Origin of the sequence: Pseudomonas sp. Teo4, from assembly GCF_034387475.1 — a bacterium.
GTDB lineage: Bacteria > Pseudomonadota > Gammaproteobacteria > Pseudomonadales > Pseudomonadaceae > Aquipseudomonas.
Genome location: NZ_JAXCIL010000002.1, coordinates 610771 through 635745, shown reverse-complemented (window position 1 = coordinate 635745; position 24975 = coordinate 610771). Strand labels below are relative to the sequence as shown.

Annotated in this window: 20 protein-coding genes and 1 pseudogene; 17 read left to right on the top strand and 4 right to left on the bottom strand. The window is 62.4% G+C overall.

What is annotated here, in order from left to right:
* Positions 1 to 201 precede the first annotated feature (201 nt).
* Both thiI and typA read left to right on the top strand, forming a co-directional pair.
* On the top strand, positions 202 to 1656 hold the full coding sequence (thiI, locus tag PspTeo4_RS19215) for a tRNA uracil 4-sulfurtransferase ThiI (protein ID WP_322365492.1): 1455 nt from the start codon (positions 202 to 204) through the stop codon (positions 1654 to 1656).
* 127 nt (positions 1657 to 1783) lie between these two features.
* Complete coding sequence (typA, locus tag PspTeo4_RS19210; protein WP_322365491.1) at positions 1784 to 3604, top strand: translational GTPase TypA; 1821 nt, start codon at positions 1784 to 1786, stop codon at positions 3602 to 3604.
* Between the two features lie 391 nt (positions 3605 to 3995).
* On the opposite strand, the gene PspTeo4_RS19205 is transcribed toward typA, so the two are convergent.
* The gene (locus PspTeo4_RS19205; protein WP_043274122.1) at positions 3996 to 4400 is read right to left on the bottom strand and encodes a YkgJ family cysteine cluster protein; all 405 of its coding nucleotides are present in this window, start codon (positions 4398 to 4400) and stop codon (positions 3996 to 3998) included.
* 188 nt (positions 4401 to 4588) lie between these two features.
* Between PspTeo4_RS19205 and PspTeo4_RS19200 the strand changes: the two genes are divergently transcribed.
* The 3 genes from PspTeo4_RS19200 (at position 4589) to PspTeo4_RS19190 (ending at position 8891) form a co-directional block, all read left to right on the top strand.
* Positions 4589 to 7039, top strand: a complete 2451-nt coding sequence (locus PspTeo4_RS19200) for a glycogen/starch/alpha-glucan phosphorylase (RefSeq protein ID WP_322365490.1) — start codon at positions 4589 to 4591, stop codon at positions 7037 to 7039.
* A 241-nt stretch (positions 7040 to 7280) separates the two neighbouring features.
* Positions 7281 to 8291: a class 1 fructose-bisphosphatase gene (locus PspTeo4_RS19195; RefSeq protein WP_322365489.1), complete on the top strand. Its 1011-nt coding sequence runs from the start codon at positions 7281 to 7283 to the stop codon at positions 8289 to 8291.
* A gap of 3 nt (positions 8292 to 8294) precedes the next feature.
* Complete coding sequence (locus tag PspTeo4_RS19190) at positions 8295 to 8891, top strand: DUF924 family protein (RefSeq protein ID WP_322365488.1); 597 nt, start codon at positions 8295 to 8297, stop codon at positions 8889 to 8891.
* Between the two features lie 141 nt (positions 8892 to 9032).
* Here PspTeo4_RS19190 and PspTeo4_RS30040 read toward each other — a convergent pair whose 3' ends face one another.
* A complete protein-coding gene (locus PspTeo4_RS30040) occupies positions 9033 to 9758 on the bottom strand; it encodes a methyl-accepting chemotaxis protein (protein ID WP_371856900.1) in 726 nt (241 codons plus the stop codon).
* Positions 9759 to 9887: 129 nt separating this feature from the next.
* Positions 9888 to 10925: pseudogene (locus PspTeo4_RS30035) on the bottom strand (cache domain-containing protein); the annotation flags it as partial.
* A 226-nt stretch (positions 10926 to 11151) separates the two neighbouring features.
* On the opposite strand from PspTeo4_RS30035, the gene bamE reads away from it, so the two are divergent.
* Both bamE and PspTeo4_RS19175 read left to right on the top strand, forming a co-directional pair.
* Complete coding sequence (gene bamE, locus PspTeo4_RS19180; RefSeq protein WP_322365486.1) at positions 11152 to 11406, top strand: outer membrane protein assembly factor BamE domain-containing protein; 255 nt, start codon at positions 11152 to 11154, stop codon at positions 11404 to 11406.
* Positions 11403 to 11975: a lipocalin family protein gene (locus PspTeo4_RS19175; protein WP_322365485.1), complete on the top strand. Its 573-nt coding sequence runs from the start codon at positions 11403 to 11405 to the stop codon at positions 11973 to 11975. Before bamE ends, PspTeo4_RS19175 begins: the two co-directional genes overlap by 4 nt.
* Before the next feature lie 85 nt (positions 11976 to 12060).
* On the opposite strand, the gene PspTeo4_RS19170 is transcribed toward PspTeo4_RS19175, so the two are convergent.
* Positions 12061 to 13425: a formimidoylglutamate deiminase gene (locus tag PspTeo4_RS19170; protein ID WP_322365484.1), complete on the bottom strand. Its 1365-nt coding sequence runs from the start codon at positions 13423 to 13425 to the stop codon at positions 12061 to 12063.
* Positions 13426 to 13569: 144 nt separating this feature from the next.
* Between PspTeo4_RS19170 and hutC the strand changes: the two genes are divergently transcribed.
* From hutC to hutG, 10 genes are all read left to right on the top strand, one after another.
* Complete coding sequence (hutC, locus tag PspTeo4_RS19165) at positions 13570 to 14280, top strand: histidine utilization repressor (protein ID WP_322366896.1); 711 nt, start codon at positions 13570 to 13572, stop codon at positions 14278 to 14280.
* Positions 14277 to 14855 carry a HutD family protein gene (locus PspTeo4_RS19160; RefSeq protein ID WP_322365483.1) on the top strand — a complete coding sequence of 193 codons (579 nt, stop codon included), beginning with the start codon at positions 14277 to 14279 and terminating at the stop codon, positions 14853 to 14855. Before hutC ends, PspTeo4_RS19160 begins: the two co-directional genes overlap by 4 nt.
* 317 nt (positions 14856 to 15172) lie before the next feature.
* Complete coding sequence (gene hutU, locus PspTeo4_RS19155) at positions 15173 to 16852, top strand: urocanate hydratase (protein ID WP_322365482.1); 1680 nt, start codon at positions 15173 to 15175, stop codon at positions 16850 to 16852.
* A gap of 168 nt (positions 16853 to 17020) precedes the next feature.
* Positions 17021 to 17989, top strand: coding sequence for an ABC transporter substrate-binding protein (locus PspTeo4_RS19150; RefSeq protein ID WP_322365481.1), 969 nt, complete (start codon positions 17021 to 17023; stop codon positions 17987 to 17989).
* A 26-nt stretch (positions 17990 to 18015) separates the two neighbouring features.
* Positions 18016 to 18867, top strand: coding sequence for a proline/glycine betaine ABC transporter permease (locus tag PspTeo4_RS19145; protein WP_322365480.1), 852 nt, complete (start codon positions 18016 to 18018; stop codon positions 18865 to 18867).
* Complete coding sequence (locus PspTeo4_RS19140; RefSeq protein ID WP_322365479.1) at positions 18864 to 19694, top strand: glycine betaine/L-proline ABC transporter ATP-binding protein; 831 nt, start codon at positions 18864 to 18866, stop codon at positions 19692 to 19694. The genes PspTeo4_RS19145 and PspTeo4_RS19140 overlap by 4 nt, the downstream gene beginning before the upstream one ends.
* Before the next feature lie 8 nt (positions 19695 to 19702).
* The gene (locus PspTeo4_RS19135) at positions 19703 to 21226 is read left to right on the top strand and encodes a histidine ammonia-lyase (RefSeq protein WP_322365478.1); all 1524 of its coding nucleotides are present in this window, start codon (positions 19703 to 19705) and stop codon (positions 21224 to 21226) included.
* A gap of 20 nt (positions 21227 to 21246) precedes the next feature.
* The gene (hutH, locus tag PspTeo4_RS19130) at positions 21247 to 22779 is read left to right on the top strand and encodes a histidine ammonia-lyase (protein WP_322365477.1); all 1533 of its coding nucleotides are present in this window, start codon (positions 21247 to 21249) and stop codon (positions 22777 to 22779) included.
* A 146-nt stretch (positions 22780 to 22925) separates the two neighbouring features.
* Positions 22926 to 24131: an imidazolonepropionase gene (gene hutI / locus PspTeo4_RS19125; RefSeq protein WP_322365476.1), complete on the top strand. Its 1206-nt coding sequence runs from the start codon at positions 22926 to 22928 to the stop codon at positions 24129 to 24131.
* A 10-nt stretch (positions 24132 to 24141) separates the two neighbouring features.
* Positions 24142 to 24942: an N-formylglutamate deformylase gene (hutG, locus tag PspTeo4_RS19120; RefSeq protein ID WP_322366895.1), complete on the top strand. Its 801-nt coding sequence runs from the start codon at positions 24142 to 24144 to the stop codon at positions 24940 to 24942.
* Positions 24943 to 24975: the final 33 nt, after the last annotated feature.

Here is a 24975-nt window from a genome sequence, read left to right as displayed (position 1 = left end):
TTGGGGGCCTCATCGCCGGCAAGCTGGCTCCCACAGCTGTGGTGCCCTCGATATCCCTGTAGGAGCCGGCTTGCCGGCGATGAGGCCGGTGCAGCCAAGCTAATTCCAACCTTCTGTACAAAAGTTGGTCAAATCCTGAGCAATTTCCGCTATAATTCGCGCCCCTCATTTTCGGCAGGCCCTGCGCGCGCTGTTAACCCAATGAAACTTATCGTCAAAGTCTTCCCAGAGATCACCATCAAGAGCCGGCCGGTGCGCAAGCGCTTCATCCGCCAGCTCGGCAAGAACATCCGTGTCGTGCTCAAGGACCTCGATCCTGAGCTCGCGGTCGATGGTGTCTGGGACAATCTCGAAGTGGTCACCCGCGTCGAGGACGAGAAGGTCCAGCGCGAGATGATCGAGCGCCTCACCTGCACGCCGGGTATCACCCACTTCCTGCAGGTCGAGGAGTACCCGCTGGGTGACTTCGACGATATCGTCGCCAAGTGCAAGCACCACTTCGGCCATCTGCTGGCCGGCAAGCGCTTCGCCGTGCGCTGCAAGCGTGGTGGCCACCACGACTTCACTTCCATGGACGTCGACCGCTACGTCGGCAGCCAGCTGCGTCAGCAGTGTGGCGCCACCGGTATCGACCTGAAGACCCCGGAAGTGCTGGTGCGCATCGAAATCCGCGATCAGCGCCTGTATGTCATCCACAACCAGCACAACGGCATTGGCGGCTACCCGCTCGGCGCTTTGGAACAGACCCTGGTGCTGATGTCCGGTGGCTTCGACTCCACCGTGGCGGCCTATCAGATGATGCGCCGCGGCCTGATGACCCACTTCTGCTTCTTCAACCTCGGTGGCCGTGCCCACGAACTGGGCGTGATGGAAGTTGCCCACTACCTGTGGAAGAAGTTCGGCAGCAGCCAGCGCGTGCTGTTCATCAGCGTACCGTTCGAGGAAGTGGTCGGCGAGATCCTCAACAAGGTCGACAACAGCTACATGGGCGTGACCCTCAAGCGCATGATGCTGCGCGGCGCGGCGCGCATGGCCGAACGTCTGGAAATCGATGCGCTGGTCACCGGCGAGGCGATTTCCCAGGTGTCCAGCCAGACCCTGCCAAACCTGTCGATCATCGACTCGGCCACCGACAAGCTGGTGCTGCGCCCGCTGCTGGCCAGCCACAAGCAGGACATCATCGACACCGCCTATCAGATCGGCACTGCCGAGTTCGCCAAACACATGCCAGAGTACTGTGGTGTGATTTCGGTGAACCCGACCACTCATGCCAAGCGTCACCGCATGGAGCATGAAGAGAAGCAGTTCGACATGGCCGTGCTTGAGCGCGCTCTGGAGCGCGCCAAGTTCATCTCCATCGACCATGTGATCGACGAGCTGGGCAAAGACGTCGAAATCGAGGAAGTGGCCGAGGCGTTGCCGGGCCAGATTGTCATCGACATTCGTCACCCCGATGCCCAGGAAGACCAACCCCTGGTCATCGAAGGCGTCGAAGTCCAGACGCTGCCGTTCTACGCGATCAACAGCAAGTTCAAGAACCTGGATGCCAACCGCCAGTACCTGCTGTATTGCGACAAGGGTGTGATGAGCCGTCTGCACGCACACCACCTGCTCAGTGAGGGACATGCCAATGTGCGTGTTTATCGTCCGACATAAGACGCCAGGGCTGTATGGCGGCAGCATCCGCCATCGCCCTCCCGACCGCCGGGCCCGCTGAGCCTTTTAACTTCATATTGGCCGCCTAGACTGGGCGGCAACCGAATCCTCTGATCGAGATACAGTTGTGATCGAAAATCTGCGTAACATCGCCATCATCGCCCACGTTGACCATGGTAAAACCACCCTGGTCGACAAACTCCTGCGCCAGTCCGGCACCCTGGAGCGTAACGAGCTCAACGACGAGCGCGTCATGGACTCCAACGACCAGGAAAAAGAGCGCGGTATTACCATTCTGGCGAAAAACACCGCCATCAACTGGAACGGCTACCACATCAACATCGTCGACACCCCCGGCCACGCCGACTTCGGTGGCGAGGTTGAGCGCGTAATGTCGATGGTCGACTCCGTGCTGCTGCTGGTCGACGCCCAAGACGGCCCGATGCCACAAACCCGCTTCGTGACCAAGAAGGCCTTCGAAGCTGGCCTGAAGCCGATCGTCGTGATCAACAAGGTCGACCGTCCGGGCGCACGTCCTGACTGGGTTCTGGACCAGATCTTCGACCTGTTCGACAACCTCGGTGCTACCGACGACCAGCTGGACTTCCAGGTTGTCTACGCCTCGGCCCTGAACGGCATCGCCGGTCTGGACCACACCGATATGGCTGAAGACATGACCCCGCTGTACCAGTCGATCGTCGACAACGTTCCAGCGCCGAACGTTGACGTCGATGGCCCGTTCCAGATGCAAATCTCCGCTCTGGACTACAACAGCTTCCTGGGCGTTATCGGCGTTGGCCGTATCGCACGTGGTCGCGTCAAGCCGAACACTCCGGTTGTTGCCATCGATGTCGACGGCAAGAAGCGTAACGGCCGTATCCTGAAGCTGATGGGTCACCACGGCCTGCACCGTGTTGACGTCGAAGAAGCTCAGGCTGGCGACATCGTCTGCATCAGCGGTTTCGATGAGCTGTTCATCTCCGACACCCTGTGCGACATGAACAACGTCGAAGCGATGAAGCCGCTGACCGTTGACGAGCCGACCGTTTCGATGACCTTCCAGGTCAACGACTCGCCGTTCTGCGGTAAGGAAGGCAAGTTCGTCACCAGCCGTAACATCAAAGAGCGTCTGGACAAAGAGCTGCTGTACAACGTTGCACTGCGCGTTGAAGAAGGCGACTCGGCTGACAAGTTCAAGGTTTCCGGCCGTGGTGAGCTGCACCTGTCGGTTCTGATCGAAACCATGCGTCGCGAAGGCTTCGAGATGGCTGTAGGCCGTCCTGAAGTGATCATCCGTGAAGTCAACGGCGTGAAGCAGGAACCGTTCGAAAACGTCACCATCGACATCCCTGAAGAATCCCAGGGCAAGGTCATGGAAGAAATGGGCCTGCGTAAGGGCGACCTGACCAACATGGCGCCGGATGGCAAAGGCCGTGTACGTCTGGAGTACAACGTACCTGCTCGCGGTCTGATCGGTTTCCGTAACCAGTTCCTGACCCTGACCAACGGTGCAGGCATCCTGACCTCGATCTTCGATCGCTACGACACCATGAAAGCTGGCAGCATGTCCGGCCGTCTGAACGGTGTTCTGGTTTCGATCGAGACCGGCAAGGCGCTGACCTACTCGCTGGAAACCCTGCAGGCTCGCGGCAAGCTGTTCATCGAGCACGGCCAGGACATCTACAACGGTCAGATCATCGGTCTGAACAGCCGTGACAACGACCTGGGCGTTAACCCGACCAAAGGCAAGAAGCTCGACAACATGCGTGCTTCGGGCAAAGACGAAGTCATCGCTCTGGTTCCGCCAGTTCGTCACACCCTCGAGCAGGCCCTGGAGTTCATCCAGGACGACGAGCTGTGCGAAGTCACTCCGAAGTCGATCCGTCTGCGCAAGAAGATCCTGGACGAAGGCGAGCGTACCCGCGCTGCCAAGAAAGCCAAGGCTTGATCGTCTAGCTTGAGCTGAAACGAAAACGCCCCCGGTCGAAAGGCCGGGGGCGTTTTTGTTTTACAAGGCTTGCCGCGAGATTTTCGGCGCCTATGAAATCGAGCGCCGCCCGCGCGGCGCATCGCGAGCAAGGCTCGCTCCTACGTCTGTTTCTGGCCAATTATTCCTGTGAGATCCGCGCGCGACCGCTTTTGGCGCATGGCTTGGTCTCGAGTCGAGCAAACAAGGCGGTCGCGCACCTCTGTCGTAGGCGTGACTGGCCCGAAACAGACGTAGGAGCGAGCCTTGCTCGCGATGCGCCGCGGGGGCGGCGCTCGATCTGCGCCACACCATCACAATCAAGGCTAGCGCCTAGCGGCCCCAACCCAATCTGGCGACAGCCACATTAGACTCAACGCCCAACCACCTTCGGCTTATAAGCACAATACCCCGGACGCGGCCCCACCTTCGGATGGTTGCGGCAGGTATCCGGGCGCTTGTCATAAATGGTGCACAGCCGGCTCTTACGATCCAGATAGAGGCAATCGTCGTTGCTCATCCGGGTCAGGGTGAAGATCCCCGACTTCTGGTTGAAGCGCTCGATGATGCCGTCTTTCTGCAGGCGTTTGGCGATGTTCTTCGGCGGTTCGTCCTTCTCGAACTCGTCTACCACGCCGATGCGGATCAGGTCTTTGATCTTCACTTCAACCGGCAGGGTGCAGCAGGTCGAATGGCAGCCCCCGCACATGTGGCTGGCATAGCGCTGCCAGGTTTCCAGGCGGTCTACTTCGGCCGCGGCAATCAGGGTCGTTTTCATCGTTATATAAGAGGTGAATCACGGTCTTGGGGCGCGCGATCATACCGGAGTTGTTCAAATTGTGAACAACCTTTTGCCGGAATCGTAAAGCGGGCATGAAAACTGCGAACGGCTACTGTCACTCCTTGTCGAAGGGTCTAGTCTCAACACTCTCCCTCCGCTTTCGTCAACTTGCCCGAGGATGCCGCATGTCTCAGGAACCCAAAGCACGTGACGCCGAGGTGGCCGAGTTTCGCGCCGCTGTACTGGCCAAACTGACCTATGCGGTCGGCAAGGACCCAGAGCACGCCTTCGACCATGACTGGTTCGAAGCCATTGCCCTGGCTGCCCGCGATCATATGGTCGACCACTGGATGGATCACACCCGCCGGGCTTATCGGCGCAGTCAGAAGCGGGTTTATTACCTCTCTCTGGAGTTCCTCATTGGTCGGCTGCTGTATGACAGCCTGAGCAACCTGGGCCTGCTGGATATTGCCCGTGATGCCCTGGAAGGGTTGGACGTGGACCTGGAGCGTATTCGCCTGCTGGAGCCCGATGCGGCGCTGGGCAATGGTGGCCTGGGCCGGCTGGCAGCGTGCTTCATGGAGAGCATGTCGACCCTGGGCATTGCCGCCCATGGCTACGGCATTCGCTACGAGCACGGCCTGTTCCGCCAAGCGGTGGTCGATGGCTGGCAGCAGGAGCAGACCGAGAACTGGCTGGATTTCGGCAACCCCTGGGAGTTCGAGCGGGCCGAGGTGATCTACCCGATCAGCTTCGGTGGCAGCGTCGAGACGGTGCACGATGCCAGCGGCGCGCAGCGCCAGGTATGGTCGCCGGCGGAAACGGTGCGGGCGGTGGCCTACGATACACCGGTGGTGGGCTGGCGCGGTGCCAGTGTCAACACCTTGCGCCTGTGGCGTGCACGGGCGCTGGAAGACCTGCATCTGGAGCGCTTCAACGCAGGCGACCACCTTGGCGCGGTTGCCGAAGTGGCGCGGGCCGAGAGCATTTCGCGGGTGCTGTACCCGGCGGACAGCACCGAGGCGGGTCAGGAGCTGCGCCTTAGGCAGGAATATTTCTTCGTTTCCGCCTCGCTGCAGGATTTGCTGCGGCGCCACCTGAACATGCACAAGGACTTCCTCAACCTGCCCGATGCGGCGGCGATCCAGCTCAACGACACCCACCCCTCGATCGCCGTGGCCGAACTGATGCGGTTGTTGGTCGACCAGCACGAAGTACCTTGGGACAAGGCCTGGGAGCTGACCGTCGGCACGCTCGCCTACACCAACCACACCCTGTTGCCCGAGGCGCTGGAAACCTGGCCGGTGGCCTTGATGGAGCGCATGCTGCCAAGGCACATGCAGATCATCTACCTGATCAACGCCTACCATATCGACGCCTTGCGCGCCAAAGGCCTGCATGACTTCGATGTGCTGCGGGCGGTATCGCTGATCGAGGAGGACAATGGCCGCCGAGTGCGCATGGGCAACCTCGCATTCCTCGGCTCGCACAGCGTCAACGGTGTGTCGGCGCTGCACAGCAAGCTGATGAAAAGTACGGTGTTCGCCGAGCTGCACAAGCTCTACCCGCAGCGGATCAACAACAAGACCAACGGCATCACCTTCCGCCGTTGGTTGTACCAGTCCAACCCACAGCTGACTGCGATGCTGGTCGAGGCGTTGGGCCCAGAGCTGCTGGATGACCCGGAAGGCCGCCTGGCCAATCTGGTGCCATTCGCCGAAAAGGGCAGCTTCCGCAAGCAGTTCGCTGCCCAGCGCCTGCACAGCAAGCGGGCGCTGGCCAGCATCATCCAGGACCGCCTGGGGGTGACGGTCAACCCAGAGGCGCTGTTCGATGTGCAGGTAAAACGCATTCACGAGTACAAGCGGCAGTTGCTCAACCTGCTGCACACCGTGGCGTTGTATCAGGCCATTCGTGCCGAACCCGGTACCGACTGGGTGCCACGGGTGAAGATTTTCGCCGGCAAGGCCGCGGCCAGTTATCACCAGGCCAAGCTGATCATAAAATTGGCCAACGACATCGCCCGGGTGGTCAACAACGACCCGACCGTGCGCGGCCTGCTCAAGGTGGTGTTTCTGCCCAACTACAACGTCAGCCTGGCTGAAAGCATCATTCCGGCGGCCGACCTTTCCGAGCAGATATCCACTGCTGGCTACGAGGCCTCGGGCACCAGCAACATGAAGTTCGGCCTCAATGGCGCGCTGACCATCGGTACCCTTGACGGTGCCAACGTGGAGATGTGCGAGCAGGTCGGTGCCGACAACATGTTCATCTTCGGCCTCACGGCCCAGCAAGTGGAAACACGGCGGCGTGCTGGCGACTTTGGTGCCGGTGCCGCCATTGCGGCCTCGACGCGCCTTAGCGATGTACTCCAGGCGATTCGCAGCGGGGTGTTCTCGCCGGACGACCCATCCCGCTACGCCGGGCTGGTCGATGGCCTGGTGGCCCATGACCGCTTCCTGGTGTGCGCCGACTTCGATGCCTACTGGGATGCCCAGCGACGGGTCGAGGAGTTGTGGCACAAGCCGGAGGAGTGGTGGCGCATGGCGGTGCTGAATACGGCGCGGATGGGCTGGTTCTCGTCGGACCGGACGATTCGCGAGTATGCGACGGAGATCTGGAAGGCGTTGGACTGAGGTGAGGCATTCGCGGGTAAACCCGCTCCCACAGGTACTCCACCGCCTGCAACGGCTGTGGAATACCTGTGGGAGCGGGTTTACCCGCGAACAAGGCACTGCCGACAGTCGGCCTGGCGCCCGGTGAACTACCGACCTATTGTGCCGTCTGACAGCCCAGGCGAGTCTCATCACTCGCTAGCATCGAACTCTCCCTGTAAACTGCGGGGGTTTTTCTCCCCCTATCCTTTCGGAGCCATACATGTCCCGCGTTACCCTGAGTCGCTATCTGATTGAGCAGACCCGCAGCAACAATACCCCTGCCGATCTGCGCTTCCTGATCGAAGTGGTGGCGCGTGCGTGCAAGGAAATCAGCCACAACGTGTCCAAGGGCGCCCTGGGCGGTGTGCTGGGCAGCATGGGCACTGAAAACGTGCAGGGCGAAGTGCAGAAGAAGCTCGACGTGATCTCCAACGAGATCCTGCTCGAAGCCAACGAGTGGGGCGGCCACCTGGCCGGCATGGCCTCCGAGGAAATGGACAACGCCTACCAGATCCCGGGCAAGTACCCCAAAGGTGCCTACCTGCTGGTCTTCGACCCACTGGACGGTTCGTCGAACATCGACGTAAACGTTTCGGTCGGCACCATCTTCTCGGTACTGCGTTGCCCTAACGAATACCTGAGCCAGAACGAAACCCTCAACGAAAAAGCCTTCCTGCAGCCAGGCACCCAGCAGGTCGCCGCCGGTTATGCCATCTACGGCCCGCAGACCATGCTGATCCTGACCCTGGGTAACGGCGTCAAGGGCTTCACCCTGGATCGCGAGCTGGGCAGCTTCGTCCTGACCCACGAAAACATCCGCGTACCGGAAAGCACCGCCGAGTTCGCCATCAACATGTCCAACCAGCGTCACTGGGAAGCCCCGGTGCAACGCTACGTGGGCGAGCTGCTGGAAGGTGAGACCGGCCCGCTGAAAAAGAACTACAACATGCGCTGGATCGCCTCGATGGTGGCCGACGTACACCGCATCCTGACCCGTGGCGGCCTGTTCATGTACCCGCGCGACGCGCGCGAGCCGAGCAAGCCGGGCAAGCTGCGTCTGATGTACGAAGCCAACCCGATGTCGTTCATCATCGAACAGGCCGGTGGCGCCTCCACCAACGGTTACGACCGCATCCTCGATATCCAGCCAGAAAGCCTGCACCAGCGCGTGTCGGTCATCCTTGGCTCGAAGGAAGAGGTCGAGCGCGTAACCGCCTACCACAAGGAGTAAGTCATGCTCGCACCTTGGCAGCCGTTGCTGGAATGGTGGTTCGGTTGGGGCACCAGTCCCCAGGCCGTGGCTGACGAGAAGAGCACGCTGTGGTTCGGCAAGCACCATGATGCCGAGGCCCAGGCGCTGTTTGGCGAGCTGGTCGAGCACGCCTTGGCCGGTGGCCTCGAGGAATGGCAGCAGAGCCCGCAAGGCTGGCTGGGGCTGTTGATTCTGCTGGACCAGTTGCCGCGCATGATCCACCGCGACACGCCGCGCGCCTTTGAAGGTGACCGGCGTGCCCAGGTGGTCGCCATGCAAGGGCTGCAGAAAGGCTGGGATTACCAGTTGCTGCCGATCCAGCGGGTGTTCGTGCTGCTGGTGCTGGAGCATGCCGAGGTGCTGGACTGGCAGAACCTGAGTGTCGAGCGTTACCAGATTCTGCTCGATGAACAACCGGAGGCGAACCGCCGGTTGTTCGAGGGCTTCCTCGACTATGCCGAGCAGCATCAACGGGTAATTGCCCGATTCGGGCGCTTCCCGCATCGCAACCTGATGCTTGGCCGGCCGAGCACCAGTGAAGAGATGGACTTTTTGCTGGAGCCTGGGTCCAGGTTCTGAATGCAGTGGGGCTGCTATGCAGCCCATCGCAGGCTTCGCCAGCTCCCACGGAAAGGGTTGGGTTGGCGCCGTGGGAGCTGGCTCTGGCTAAGTCGGGGCTGCCGAACCGCTGCTATGGGCCGCAGAGCGGCCCCGGCTGTTTCAGATCCTGAAACTCCCCACCAGATGCTTCAACCGCTCGACCTGGTGCTCCAGGTCGGTGCAGGCACGCAAGGTGCTCTGCAGGTTTTGCACCCCTTCCTGATTCAGCGTATTGATTTCGGTGATGTCGACATTGATCGACTCCACCACGGCGGTCTGTTCTTCGGTGGCGGTGGCCACTGACTGGTTCATGCCATCGATTTCACCGATACGCTGGGTGACGCTGCCCAGACGCTCACCGGCCTGGTTGGCAATGCCTACGCTGTGGTCACTGTGCTGCCGGCTCTGGTTCATGGTGCTGACCGCCACCTGTGCGCCGGCCTGCAGCTCTTCGATCAGGCGCTGCACCTGTTGCGCCGATTCCTGGGTGCGGTGGGCCAGGTTGCGCACTTCATCGGCAACTACGGCAAAGCCTCGTCCGGCCTCGCCTGCACGGGCGGCTTCGATTGCGGCATTGAGCGCCAGCAGGTTGGTCTGCTGGGAAATACCGCTGATCACATCGAGGATCTGGCCGATGTTTGCCGTGTGCGCATTGAGCGTTTCGATGTTGCCGCACGAGTCGCTGATGCGCGCCGACAACTGGTTCATCACATCGATCGTACGCCCGACCACCTGCTGGCCATCTTCGGCAAGCCCCCGTGCTTCGCTGGAGTGTTGCGAAGCCAGCGCTGCGTTCTGGGCGATTTCCTGGGCTGCGGCGCCGAGCTGGTTGATGGCTGCGGCCACGCTGCTGGTACGGCTGGACTGCTGGTCGGCGTTGTTGATCGACGCATTGGAGGCCGTCACCACCTGCGCGGCCACCGCGTTCACCTGGCCGGTGGCCGAGGCCACTTCGCGAATCGACTCGTGAATTCGCTCGACGAAGCGGTTGAACGACTGGCCAAGGCTGCCGAATTCATCCTGGGCATGAATGGTCAGGCGACGGGTCAGGTCGCCTTCACCTTCGGCGATGTCATGCATGGCTCGGCCCATCAGGTGCAGCGGTTCCATCAGCACACGAATCAGCAGGCTCAGCAGGGCAATGATCACCACCACGGCGATCAGGGTCGCGACAATGGCCGAGGTACGCAGCTCGCCCAGCATGGCGAAGGCCGCGTCCTGGTCGAGCACCAGCGCCACGTACCAGTCCGCCGACGGCACGCCGTCGACGTGGGTGAAACTGATGAACTGCTTGCGTCCGTCCAGTTCGACTTCCTGCAGGCCGCTGGCGGTGCGCGGTGGGGTGCCAGGGTAGAGATCGGCCAAGGTCTTCAGCGCAAGTTCGGCCTTGGGGTGGATGAGGATCTTGCCTTCGCCATTGACGATGAACGCGTGGCCCCGGCCGTTGAAGTCCAGGGTGTTGATCAGGTTGCTGATGGTTTGCAGGTCGGTGTCGACGCCGCTGACGCCGATCAGCCTGCCAGCCTGCTGCACCGGGGTGGCCAGGGTGATCACCAGCTTGCCGGCGGATGCCGAGATATAGGGTTCGGTAACGATCGTCCGGTTGGCGGCGCTGGCGGCCTTGTACCAGCCTCTTGCACGAGGGTCATAGTCAGCGGCACGGTTGCCGACCGGCACCGATTGCATGCTGCCGTCCTGGCCGCCGAAGTAGGTGAGCTGGAAATTGCTGCCATACACCGGCAGCGACAGGCTGCGGTCGAGGCTGGCCTTGTTTGGGCCGTCCACCGCGACCTGCTGGGCCAGCGAGTCGAGCAATTGGATACGGCTGTCGAGCCAGTTGCGGATGTTGCCTGCAGTGAGATTACCCAGGTCCCTCAGGGTAGCTTGCGTATCGCTGCGCAGCGACTGACGTTGTCGGTAGTCGTTGAACAGGACAAAACAGGTGAAAGCGACCGCTACCACGAGGGCGGCGGCCAGCAGAATCTTGTGGCTGAACTTCAGGTTCTTGGTCATGAATGCGGTCTGCGCAAGGCAAGTCGGAGGGAGAGGGTGTGGCAATACGCCACAGCGCCGCTTGCTATGTCGTCACGGCGCGCGGAAACCTTAATCGTTTGCGCAGGGGCAACCGACCAATGGTGGGGGCGTAAATGGTGGCATTCAGGGAACCAGCAAGGCTTTTTCCCGTCGAAGGTCACTGCAGGCCACTCGCCTGCATCTAACTGTCCAGGAGTGTCCCTTCATGTCGTTGCGTTCCCTCGCCCTGTTGTCCTTGTGCGTCGTCCTGACTGCGTGCAGCAAGATCAATCAGGAAAACTATTCCAAGCTCAAGGCCGGCATGAACAAGGCCGAGGTCGAGCAATTGCTCGGCATGCCCACCGAGTGCTCTGGCGCACTGGGCATGAGCAGTTGCACCTGGGGGGACGAGAAGAGCTTTATCAGCGTGCAATACGCGGCTGACAGGGTACTGATGTACTCAGGGCAGGGTCTCAAATGAAACGTCTGCACCTGCTGCTGGGCCTGTGCCTGGTGATTCTGCTCGGTGGTTGCGCCACGTCGGCCAATGACCCGCTGGCGCCCAAGACAGCTGGCAACGTCGACCTCAAGCGTTACCAGGGCAAGTGGTACGAACTGGCCCGGCTGCCGATGCCTTACCAGAGCGAGTGTGCCCAGTCGGAGGCGCATTACAACCTCAAACCGGATGGCTCGTACGGCGTGCTCAACCGGTGCCGGACGATGGGCGACGAATGGTTGCGCGCTGAAGGGCATGCCAACATTCAGGAGCCGGGGCATACCGACAGGCTGTGGGTGGAGTTCGACAACTGGTTCACCCGCCTGGTACCGGGTTTGACCAAGGGCGAATACTGGATCTTGTACGTGGATGACCGTTACCGCACAGCCATCGTCGGCAGCCCGGACCGCAAATACCTGTGGATTCTTTCGCGCACGCCGACCTTGCCGGCCTGGGAACGCGAGAGCCTGATGTCCAAGGCTCGGCAGCAGGGTTATGACACCAGCCGTTTGATCTGGCGTACGGCCGACAAGCAGATCGTGCAGATGCATTGATGCCAGTCTGCTCCGGCCCCTTCGCCGACAGCCCGCTCTTTGTAGGAGCCGGCTTGCCGGCGATAGGGCCAGTGCAGGCAACCCATCACCCCAGCAACTGCCTCAACACCCCAGCAAACGCCCGCGCACTTTCTTCCTCCTGCGCATGCCGCCCCTGGCGCACCACCCACTGCCCATTCACCATCACATCCCGTACCTGACGGTCTGTGCCAGCGAACAGCCAGCGGTTGAGAATGGCATCGCCATCGGCGGTTGCGATGTACGGATCCTGCCCGTCGAGCACAAGCCAGTCAGCCCGCTTGCCCACTTCCAGAGTGCCGATGGCTTGGCCCAACGCCTGGGCTCCACCTCTTAGCGCTGCGTCGTACAAGGTGCGTCCGACCATCGGCTGGTCCTTGCCATACAGCCGATTGCGCCGCTGATCTCGCAGGCGCTGTCCATATTCCAGCCAGCGCAACTCTTCCACCACGCTCAGCGAAACATGGCTGTCCGAGCCAATCCCCATACGCCCGCCTTGAGCCAGGTAGTCCACCGCCGGGAAGATGCCATCACCCAGGTTGGCTTCCGTGGTCAGGCACAGGCCCGCGACGGCGCCGCTGCGAGCCATCGCGGTCACCTCATCGGCATTGGCATGGGTGGCATGGACCAGGCACCAGCGCGGGTCCACCTGAACATGCTCGTACAGCCACTGCAGCGGGCGCAGGCCGCTCCAGGCCAGGCAGTCATCCACTTCCTTCTGCTGTTCGGCGATGTGGATATGAATCGGGCAGTGAGGGTTCGACGCTGTCAGCACCTGGTCGATCTGCCCTGGGGTGACCGCACGCAAGGAGTGGAAGCACAGGCCCAGCGCTTGCGCAGGTTCCGCGGCCAGGATCGGTGCAAGCTGCGCCTGCAGGTTCAGGTACTGCTCCGTGGTGTTGATGAAGCGTCGCTGGCCATCATTGGGCGCTTGGCCGCCGAAACCGGCATGGCTGTACAGCACGGGCAGCAAGGTCAGGCCGATGCCGCTGCTGGTGGCGGCTGCGCTGATGCGTCGGGATAGCTCGGCGGGGTCGGCGTAAGCGTTGCCAGCCTGATCGTGGTGTACGTAGTGGAACTCGGCCACCGAGGTGTAACCGGCCTTGAGCATCTCGATGTAGAGCTGACGGGCGATGACCTGCAGTTGCTCCGGGGAGATCTTGCCGACCATGCGGTACATCAGCTCACGCCAGGTCCAGAAGCTGTCGTTGGGGTTGCCTGCGACCTCCGCCAGGCCAGCCATGGCACGCTGGAACGCATGGGAATGCAGGTTGGGCATGCCTGGCAGCACAGGCCCGCTCAACCGCTCGGCGTCTTCTGCACTGGCATCGGCTTGCACGCCCGTCAGATAGCCGTCGGCGGCGATCTCCAGACGGACATTTCTAGCCCAACCGCTGGGTAGGAGGGCACGTTCGGCGAAGTAGGCGGGCATGGGTCTATCCTGTTATTGTTCAGCTTGTATATACATATACAGCCGTTTGCCTGCCGGGTAAACTCCGGCAAGCTACCGCTCAATCAATTCGCACAAGGACCAAACGCCGTGCCGACACCTCCTGTCTCCACGCTGGTCGCCCAGATGGGCGAAGGGCCGGCGCCGCTGTATGCCCGGGTCAAGCAGATGATCGTCCAGCAGATCGAAAACGGCAGCTGGCCACCGCATCACCGGGTGCCCTCGGAAAGCGAACTGGTCAGCGAGCTGGGCTTCAGCCGCATGACCATCAACCGCGCCCTGCGCGAACTCACGGCAGAGGGCCTGCTGGTACGCATGCAAGGCGTGGGGACCTTCGTCGCCGAGCCCAAGACCCGCTCGGCGCTGTTCGAGGTCCACAACATCGCAGACGAGATTGCCGCCCGTGGCCACCAGCATAGCTGCCAGGTCATCACCCTTACCGAGGAAGCGGCCGGCTCCGAGCGCGCTTTGGCCCTGGACATGCGCGAAGGCCAGCGGGTGTTCCACTCGCTGATCGTGCATTACGAGAATGGCGTACCGGTGCAGATCGAGGACCGCTACGTCAACGCCGCCATCGCGCCGGACTACCTCAAGCAGGACTTCACCCGCCAGACGCCGTATGCCTATCTGTCTCAGGTTGCACCGCTGACAGAGGGTGAGCACGTGGTCGAGGCCATCCTCGCCGAGCCCGATGAATGCGAACTGCTGCAGATCGAGCGTGGCGAGCCTTGCCTGCTGATCCGTCGCCGTACCTGGTCTGGTCGCCTGCCAGTTACTGCCGCTCGGTTGATTCACCCGGGTTCCCGTCATCGCCTGGAAGGACGCTTCAGCAAATGAGCCACCTGCATGTGTTACGTGCGCGGGATTACCCACGCATGCCCTGGAAGAACGGTGGCGGTTACACCGAAGAAATCACGCGCGACGCGGGTGATGGACTGGACGGTTTCGGCTGGCGTCTTTCCATTGCCGATATCGAGGCTTCCGGCGGCTTCTCCAGCTTCGTCGGCTATCAGCGGATCATCACCGTCTTGCAAGGGGACGGCATGCGCCTGAGTGTCGATGGTGTGGCGTCGCGGCCGTTGTTGCCGTTCGATGCATTCGCCTTCGATGGCCAGAGCCAGGTGAATTGTCACCTGCTGGGTGGCCCGATCCGCGACTTCAACCTCATCTATGCCCCCGAGCGTTACCGTGCGCGCCTGCAGTGGTTCAACGGCAGTACCCGGCTGTTCAGCGCCGCAGGCACCGTGCTGGTCTTCAGTGGGCAGGCACAATTGCAGCTTCGTGTCGGCGGGCAGCCTGTGGATAACCTGGACCGCTACGACTGCGTGCACTTGAGCGGTAACGATCGCCTGGTGGAGCTGGAAGTCACCGGGCTGTGCTGTGTCATCGAACTGAGCGACGTTTCCCGGTAACGCACCGCTATCGCACAATTTGTTACCGAATGCCCCAAGGTGGCGCAATGCCGCCTTGGCCTGAATTCTCCCTCGCAACGCCTTCTCAGAATTTTCATAAACCCCGTATCCCTTGAATAACGTGGCCTTCAACCGCTCCGCAGGCGGCTGGTGCGTGGTCGAAAAGACGACTTGGCAATTCAATTGCATATGCTTGTATGTACAAGTAAAGCCAAGTGCGCGAAAGTGGATAGGCCGTCCCTTTCGCGTTTGACACAACGCACCACTGGCCCGCCGATCGCGTCGGGTTTGGATAGATCGCTCAAGGAGCACTTTTCGTGACTGACAACAACTTGAACAAATTCCGTGACGTCGAGATCCGCGCCCCGCGTGGCAACAAGTTGACCGCCAAAAGCTGGCTGACCGAAGCGCCGCTGCGCATGCTGATGAACAACCTCGACCCGCAGGTTGCTGAAAACCCGAAAGAGCTGGTGGTGTACGGCGGCATTGGCCGCGCCGCCCGCAACTGGGCGTGCTACGACAAGATCGTCGAGAGCCTGACCAACCTTAACGACGATGAAACCCTGCTGGTGCAGTCGGGCAAGCCGGTCGGCGTGTTCAAGACCCATGCAAACGCCCCGCGTGTGCTGATCGCCAACTCCAACCTGGTGCCGCACTGGGCCAATTGGGAACACTTCAACGAACTGGATGCCAAGGGCCTGGCCATGTACGGCCAGATGACCGCCGGCAGCTGGATCTACATCGGCAGCCAAGGCATCGTCCAGGGCACCTATGAAACCTTCGTCGAGGCTGGCCGCCAGCACTACAACGGCAGCCTCAAGGGCAAGTGGGTACTGACCGCCGGTCTGGGCGGCATGGGCGGCGCCCAACCGCTGGCAGCAACCCTGGCCGGTGCCTGCTCGTTGAACATCGAATGCCAGCAGAGCCGCATCGACTTCCGCCTGCAGACTCGCTACGTCGACGAGCAGGCCACCGACCTGGATGACGCCCTGGCGCGCATCGCCAAGTACACCGCCGAAGGCAAGGCCATCTCCATCGCCCTGCACGGCAACGCCGCTGAAATCCTGCCCGAGCTGGTGCGCCGTGGTGTGCGCCCGGACATGGTCACCGACCAGACCAGCGCCCACGACCCGCTCAACGGCTACCTGCCGGCCGGTTGGACCTGGGAACAGTACCGCGACCGCGCCCAGACCGAGCCAGCTGCCGTGGTCAAGGCCGCCAAGCAGTCGATGGCCGTGCACGTGCAGGCCATGCTCGACTTCCAGAAGCAGGGCGTTCCGACCTTCGACTATGGCAACAACATTCGCCAGATGGCCAAGGAAGAGGGCGTGAGCAATGCCTTCGACTTCCCAGGCTTCGTGCCGGCGTACATCCGCCCGCTGTTCTGCCGTGGCATCGGCCCGTTCCGTTGGGCGGCGCTGTCCGGTGACGCCGAGGACATCTACAAGACCGACGCCAAGGTCAAGGAACTGATCCCCGACGACGCCCACCTGCATCGCTGGTTGGACATGGCCCGCGAGCGCATCAGCTTCCAAGGCCTGCCGGCGCGTATCTGCTGGGTTGGCCTGGGCCTGCGTGCCAAGCTGGGCCTGGCCTTCAACGAAATGGTGCGCAGCGGCGAGCTGTCGGCGCCGATCGTGATCGGTCGCGACCACCTGGACTCGGGCTCGGTATCCAGCCCCAACCGCGAAACCGAAGCCATGCGCGACGGTTCGGATGCGGTCTCCGACTGGCCACTGCTCAACGCCCTGCTCAACACCGCCAGCGGCGCCACCTGGGTCTCGCTGCACCACGGCGGCGGCGTGGGCATGGGCTTCTCGCAGCACTCGGGCATGGTGATTGTATGTGACGGCACCGACGAAGCCGCCGAGCGTATCGCCCGCGTGCTGACCAACGACCCGGCCACCGGCGTGATGCGCCATGCCGATGCAGGGTATGAAATTGCGATCGAGTGCGCCAAAGAGCAGGGGCTGAACCTGCCGATGATTACCGGCTGACGGGCACTTGGGGCTGCTGCACAGCTCTTCGCGGGTAAACCCGCTCCCACAAGGACTGAGTTGAACCCTGTGGGAGCCGGCTTGCCGGCGATGGGACGCAAAGCAGCCCCGGTCCCAACTTTTTCAAGCCCTGCCGAATTCCACTTTCAAGTTTGGGAGCGTCACGTAATGAAAACCAACAAGACCCTGCTCGCCTCGCTGTTCGCCCTTGGTCTGCTCGGCGCTGCCGGCAGCAGCCAGGCCGCGGGCTGGTGCGAATCCGGCAAGCCGGTGAAGTTCGCCGGGCTGAACTGGGAAAGCGGCATGCTGCTGACCGACGTGATGCAGTTCGTATTGAAGAACGGTTACGGCTGCGACACCGACAGCCTGCCCGGTAACTCCATCACCATGGAAAACGCCCTGGGCACCAACGACATCCAGGTGTTCGCCGAGGAGTGGGTTGGCCGCAGCGAAGTGTGGAACAAGGCTGAGGCCGCCGGCAAGGTGGTGGGTGTCGGCGCACCGGTGGTTGGCGCACAGGAAGGCTGGTACGTACCGCGTTACGTGATCGAGGGCGATGCCAAGCGCAAGCTCGAAGCCAAGGCGCCAGACCTGAAGAACGTCGCCGACCTGGCCAAGTATTCCAGTGTGTTCAAGGACCAGGAGGAGCCAAGCAAAGGCCGCTTCTACAACTGCCCGGCCGGTTGGACCTGTGAACTGGACAACACCAAGATGCTCAAGGACTACGGTCTGGAGAGCAGCTACACCAACTTCCGCCCCGGCACCGGCCCGGCGCTGGATGCCGCTGTGCTGTCGAGCTACAAGCGCGGCGAGCCGATTCTTTTCTACTACTGGACCCCAACCCCGCTGATGGGCCAGGTCGACCTGGTCAAGCTGCAGGAGAAAGAGGGCGTGGACAAGTCCGTGACGATCAAGGTCGGGCTGTCCAAGGCGTTCCACGAGCAAGCCCCCGAACTGGTGGCGGTGTTGGAGAAGGTCAATTTGCCGATCGACCTGCTGAACCAGAACCTGGCGCGCATGACCAAGGATCGGATCGAGTCGCCGGAACTGGCCAAGGCGTTCCTCAAGGAACATCCTGAAGTCTGGCAGGCCTGGGTCAGCGAAGAGGCTGCCAAGAAGATCAACGCGGCGCTCTGAGCGTCCTCAGCTGATGAGTGGAACCTATGTTTCCTGACAACCTGACATTCTCCATCGCCGACTGGGTCAACGGCTGGGTCGACGCCCTGGTGACCAACTACGGCGATGTGTTCCGGCACATTTCCGACACCTTGCTGTGGGCCATCGTCAGCCTCGAAGGCCTGCTGCGCGCCACACCCTGGTGGCTGATGCTGGGTGTGGTGGCGGTCATCGCCTGGCACGCCACCCGCCGCGTTCTGCCGACCCTGGTGATCACCGGCCTGTTGTTCCTGGTCGGTGCCGTGGGCCTGTGGGACAAACTGATGCAGACCCTGGCGCTGATGCTGGTGGCGACGTTCATCTCGGTGCTGGTGGGCATTCCGCTGGGCATTCTGTCGGCACGCAGCAACCGCCTGCGCGCAGTACTGATGCCACTGCTGGACATCATGCAGACCATGCCCAGCTTCGTGTACCTGATTCCGGTGCTGATGCTGTTTGGCCTGGGCAAGGTGCCGGCGATCTTCGCCACGGTGATCTACGCTGCGCCACCCCTGATCAGGCTGACTGACCTGGGCATTCGCCAGGTCGACGGCGAGGTGATGGAGGCCATCAACGCCTTCGGCGCCAACCGCTGGCAACAACTGTTCGGCGTGCAATTGCCGTTGGCATTGCCCAGCATCATGGCCGGCATCAACCAGACCACCATGATGGCGTTGTCGATGGTCGTGATCGCTTCGATGATCGGTGCCCGTGGCCTGGGCGAAGACGTGCTGGTCGGGATCCAGACCCTCAACGTCGGCCGTGGCCTGGAAGCTGGCCTGGCGATCGTCATTCTCGCGGTGGTGTTCGACCGCATTACCCAGGCCTATGGCCGGCCACGCCATGAGGTGAGCAAATGAGCACGCAGGCGATCAGCAAGATCGAAGTGAAGAATGTCTTCAAGATCTTCGGCGACCGCGCCGAGGAAGCCCTGCAACTGATCCGCAACAAGCAGGGCAAGGAGCAGGTGCTGGCGCAGACCGGCTGCGTGGTGGGGGTCAACGACCTGTCGCTGTCCATCGGCAGTGGCGAGATCTTCGTCATCATGGGCTTGTCCGGGTCCGGCAAATCGACCCTGGTGCGCCACTTCAACCGCCTGATCGACCCCACCAGCGGGCAGATTCTGGTCGATGGCGAGGACATCCTGAAGTACGACACGGAGGCCTTGCGCGAATTCCGCCGACGCAAGATCAGCATGGTGTTCCAGAGCTTCGGCCTGTTGCCGCACGGCAATGTGCTGGACAACGTCGCCTATGGCCTGAAGGTGCGTGGCGAGAACAAGCAATTGTGCGCCGAGCGCGCCCAGCAGTGGATCGAGACCGTGGGCCTGAAGGGCTACGAGAAGAAGTATCCGCACCAGCTGTCGGGCGGCATGCGTCAGCGCGTCGGCCTGGCCCGGGCCCTGGCGGCGGACACCGACATCATTCTCATGGACGAGGCTTTCAGTGCCCTGGACCCGCTGATTCGTGCCGAAATGCAGGACCAGTTGCTGGAGCTGCAGAAGACCTTGCACAAGACCATCGTGTTCATCACCCATGACCTGGATGAAGCAGTGCGTATCGGTAATCGCATCGCCATTCTCAAGGATGGCCGCCTGATTCAGGTCGGTACGCCACACCAGATTCTCCACAACCCGGCCGACGAATACGTCGACCGCTTCGTCCAGCGCCGCGCGGTCGCGGTATGAGGATCGCCATGTCGCAAGCTGAAACCGTGGTTATCACCGGCGCCCCGGTGCGTTGGCAGGACATCGCCGCCGTGGCTCGCCATGGCGCACGCCTGAAACTGGCGCCGCAGGTGTGGGCGCGCATCGACAATGCCCAGGCCATCGTGCGGCATATCGTCGAGAGCGGTGAGCGTGCTTATGGCGTCAACACCGGCCTGGGCGCGCTGTGCAACGTATCGCTGCAAGGCGAGCAGTTGAGCGCGCTATCGCGCAATACCCTGCTCAGCCATGCCTGTGGCGTGGGGCCGGCGCTGCCTGATGAGCAGACCCGGGCGATCATCTGCGCCGCCATCGTCAACTTCAGTCACGGCAAGTCCGGCATTCAGCGTGGCGTGGTCGAGGCGCTGCTGGCGCTGCTCAACCACGGCATCACCCCTCAGGTGCCGTCCCAGGGTTCGGTGGGTTACCTGACCCACATGGCCCATGTCGGGGTGAGCCTGCTGGGTATCGGCAAGGTCAGCTACCGCGGGCAGATCGTGGAAGCCGCCCAGGCTCTGGGCGCTGAAGGCCTGGAACCTGTTCAGCTGGGTGCCAAGGACGGCCTGTGCCTGGTCAACGGCACGCCGTGCATGACCGGCCTGGCCAGCTTGGCCTTGGACGATGCCAGCCGCCTGCTGCAATGGGCCGATGTGATCGGTGCCATGAGCTTCGAGGCATTGCGCGGGCAGATCGACGCCTTTGACCCCGAGATCATCGCGCTCAAGCCGCATCCGGGCATGCAAGTGGTCGGCACGCATCTGCGCGCGTTGCTCGAGGGCAGCGAAGTGATTGCCGCCAGCAAAGGCATCCGCACTCAGGATGCCTTGAGCATTCGCTCCATTCCGCAGGTGCATGGCGCTGCCCGTGACCAGTGGGCCCACGCCGTGCGGCAGATCGAGGCAGAGCTCAATGGCGCCAACGACAACCCGCTGCTGTTGGGTACGCCAGATAATTTCCGCGTGGTCTCCCAGGCCAACCCACACGGCCAGTCCGTTGCCATGGCTGCCGACTTGCTGGCCATTGCCATGGCCGAGATCGGCTCTATCGCCGAGCGCCGCCTGGACCGCCTGGTCAACCCGCACGTCAGTGGCCTGCCGGCATTCCTGGTCAGCAACCCTGGGGTCAACTCGGGGATGATGATCGCTCAGTACGTGGCAGCCTCGCTTTGCGCGCAAAACCGCCAGTTGGCGCAACCAGCGGTGCTCGACAACTACGTCACCTCGGGCCTTCAGGAAGACCACCTGAGCCTGGGCACCAATGCCGCATTGAAGCTGCATCAGGTGCTGGAGAACTGCACGCAGATTCTCGCCATCGAGTACTTGCTGGCCGCTCAGGCCTTCGAATTCCTCAAGGAACAGCGCTTCGGCGTCGGTACCGACGCCGCCTGGCGTCTGCTGCGCGAGCAGGTTCCAGCTTACGTGCAGGACCGCTGGCTGGCACCGGACATCGCCAGCGCCGCCGCCCTGCTCAAAAATTCCCGGTTGCCGCAGCCTGTGCTGACGGCGCTGAACTGAACACATCAAGGAGCTTGCACATGGAAGCTTTGAAACTCGTTCCCGGCAGCCTGACCCTGGCCCAACTGCGCCGGATTCACCACGCACCCGTGCAATTGAGCCTGGACCCCAGCGCCGACGCCGGTATCGATGCCAGCGTCGCCTGTGTCGAGCGCATCATTGCCGAGGACCGCACCGCCTACGGCATCAACACCGGCTTTGGCCTGCTGGCCTCGACCCGTATCGCCAGCCATGACCTGGAAAACCTGCAGCGCTCGCTGGTGCTGTCCCACGCTGCCGGTATCGGCGCACCGCTGGACGACGCCATGGTGCGGCTGATCATGGTGCTGAAGATCAACAGCCTGAGCCGTGGCTTCTCCGGCATTCGCCGCAAGGTCATCGATGCGTTGATTGCCTTGGTCAACGCCGAGGTCTACCCGCACATTCCGCTCAAGGGGTCGGTCGGCGCTTCCGGTGACCTGGCGCCACTGGCGCACATGTCGCTGGTGCTGCTCGGTGAAGGCAAGGCGCGCTACAAAGGTGAATGGCTGCCGGCTAGCGAGGCCCTGGCCGTTGCCGGCCTGGAGCCGCTGACCCTGGCTGCCAAGGAAGGCTTGGCGCTGCTCAACGGCACCCAGGCCTCCACCGCCTACGCGCTGCGTGGGCTGTTCCAGGCCGAGGACCTGTTCGCTGCGGCCATCGCCTGTGGTGGTCTGACCGTGGAAGCTGCACTTGGCTCGCGGGCGCCGTTCGATGCCCGCATCCATGCCGCGCGCGGCCAGCGCGGGCAAATCGACACTGCCGCTTGCTTCCGGGACCTGCTGAGCGAATCCACCGAGGTGTCGCGCTCGCACCAGAACTGCGGCAAGGTTCAAGATCCATACTCCCTGCGGTGCCAACCTCAGGTCATGGGCGCCTGCCTGACCCAGTTGCGTCAGGCTGCCGAAGTCCTGGCGGTCGAGTCCAATGCCGTGTCCGACAACCCACTGGTGTTCGCTGCCGAAGGCGATGTGATTTCTGGCGGTAACTTCCATGCCGAGCCAGTGGCCATGGCCGCGGACAACATCGCCTTGGCGATTGCCGAGATCGGTGCACTGAGCGAGCGTCGCATCTCGCTGATGATGGACAAGCACATGTCCCAGCTGCCGCCGTTCCTGGTGGAAAACGGCGGGGTCAACTCCGGCTTCATGATCGCCCAGGTCACCGCCGCTGCGTTGGCCAGCGAAAACAAGGCCCTGTCGCACCCGCACAGTGTCGACAGCCTGCCGACCTCGGCCAACCAGGAAGACCATGTGTCCATGGCCCCGGCTGCCGGCAAGCGTTTGTGGGAAATGGCGGAAAACACCCGTGGCGTGCTGGCCATCGAATGGCTGGGGGCCTGTCAGGGCTTGGACCTGCGCGAAGGGTTGAAGACCTCGGTGAAGCTGGAGCAGGCACGCCAGGTGCTGCGCCGTGAGGTGCCGCACTATGACCGCGACCGGTTCTTCTCGCCGGACATTGAGATGGCCAGTGCGTTGCTGGCAGAAGGCAAGCTGACCGGCCTGCTGCCAACCGGTGTTCTGCCAAGCCTTTGAGGTTGTTGGGGCCGCTTTGCGGCCCAATCGCTGGCAAGCCAGCTCCCACAGGCACAGCATCACCCTTGAGTGCAGAGGGGAACCTGTGGGGGGCGGCTGGCCGGCGATGGCTGCAATTGCAGTATCGCTAATTACGGAGTCTGTATATGAGAACCCTCTGGCAGCACTGCCACGCGGCAACCATGGCCCAGGGCAGCTACTCGATCATCGAGGACGCGGCCATTGTCAGCAATGCCGGCCTGATCGAATGGATCGGCCCGCGTGCCGACCTGCCGGTGTTCGAGATTACCCGCACGGTAGACCTGAACGGCGCCTGGGTCACCCCGGGGTTGATCGACTGCCACACCCACGCGGTGTTCGGTGGCAACCGCAGCGGCGAGTTCGAGCAGCGCCTGCAGGGCGTGAGCTATGCCGAAATCGCCGCACAGGGTGGGGGCATTGCCAGCACCGTGCGGGCTACCCGCGCAGCCAGTGAGGATGAGCTGTTCACCAGTGCCCGTCAGCGGGTGCAGGCGCTGATGCGCGATGGCGTGACGACCCTCGAGATCAAATCCGGCTACGGCCTGGACCTTGCCAACGAGCGCAAGATGCTGCGCGTGGCGCGGCGCCTGGCCGAAGAACTGCCGTTGGCCGTGCGCACCACCTGCCTGGCTGCCCATGCATTGCCACCGGAATATGTCGGCAGGGCGGACGACTACATCGCGCACATCTGTGGCGAGATGCTGCCGGCTTTGGCTCAGGAAGGGCTGGTGGATGCGGTGGATGCCTTCTGCGAGCACCTGGCGTTTTCACCTGAACAAGTCGAGCGGGTGTTCATCAAGGCGCATGAGCTGGGCTTGCCGGTCAAACTCCATGCCGAACAACTGTCGTCGCTGCACGGCTCCAGCCTGGCGGCACGTTATCAGGCGTTGTCGGCGGATCATCTGGAGTTCATGACCGAGGACGATGCCATCGCCATGGCCAAGGCCGGCACCGTTGCCGTGCTGCTGCCGGGCGCCTTCTACTTCCTGCGCGAGACCCAGTTGCCGCCGATGGATGCGCTGCGCCGCCATGGTGTGAAAATCGCCTTGGCCAGCGACCTCAACCCCGGTACTTCGCCAGGGTTATCGCTGCGGCTGATGTTGAACATGGGCTGTACGCTGTTCCGCATGACCCCGGAAGAAGCGTTGGCAGGGGTCACCGTGCATGCCGCCACAGCGCTGGGCCTGGGCGACAGCCACGGTTCGCTGGAGGCCGGCAAGGTGGCGGACTTCGTTGCCTGGCAGATCGAGCGCCCCGCCGACCTGGCCTACTGGCTTGGTGGCGACCTGCCCAAGCGCGTGGTGCGCAAGGGCCATGAGATATCCAATTGAGCGAGGCGAGATGGACAAGGTACTGAGTTTCCACCAGGGCAGTTTGCCCTTGCTGATCAGCATGCCCCACGCCGGCCTCAAGCTCACCCCCGAGGTGCGCGATGGCCTGGTGGAGCCGGCACGCTGCCTGCCCGATACCGACTGGCATATCCCGCAGCTGTATGACTTCGCCCGCGAACTGGGTGCGAGCGTGGTGGCGGCGGAGTATTCGCGCTTCGTCATCGACCTGAATCGGCCGGAAGACGACAAACCGCTGTATGCCGGAGCGACCACTGGCTTGTATCCCTCGACCCTGTTCGAAGGTGAGCCACTGTTCAAAGAGGGGATGGAACCCTCTGCCGAGGCGCGCAAGACCTACCTCGAGCTCATCTGGCGCCCCTACCACGACACCATCAAGAGTGAGTTGGCGCGCCTGCGCGAAACCTTCGGCTACGCGTTGTTGTGGGATGCCCACTCGATCCGCTCGCTCATCCCACACCTGTTTGAGGGCAAGCTGCCGGACTTCAACTTGGGGACGTTCAACGGTGCCAGTTGCGACCCGCAACTGGCCGAGCGCCTGAAAGGTGTGTGTGGCCAGGCACAGGACTACAGCCATGTGCTAAATGGCCGCTTCAAAGGCGGCCACATCACCCGCCACTATGGCGACCCGGCCAGGGACATTCATGCGGTGCAGCTGGAGTTGGCCCAGTCCACGTACATGGAGGAAAGCGAGCCGTTCGCCTACCGCGAGGACCTGGCCCAGCCTACCCAGCAGGTCTTGAAGCACCTGCTGGAGACGGCGCTGGGCTGGGCACGCGAACGTTATCGGTGATGCGCAACGGGCCGGCGGGTCACCACCGGCCCG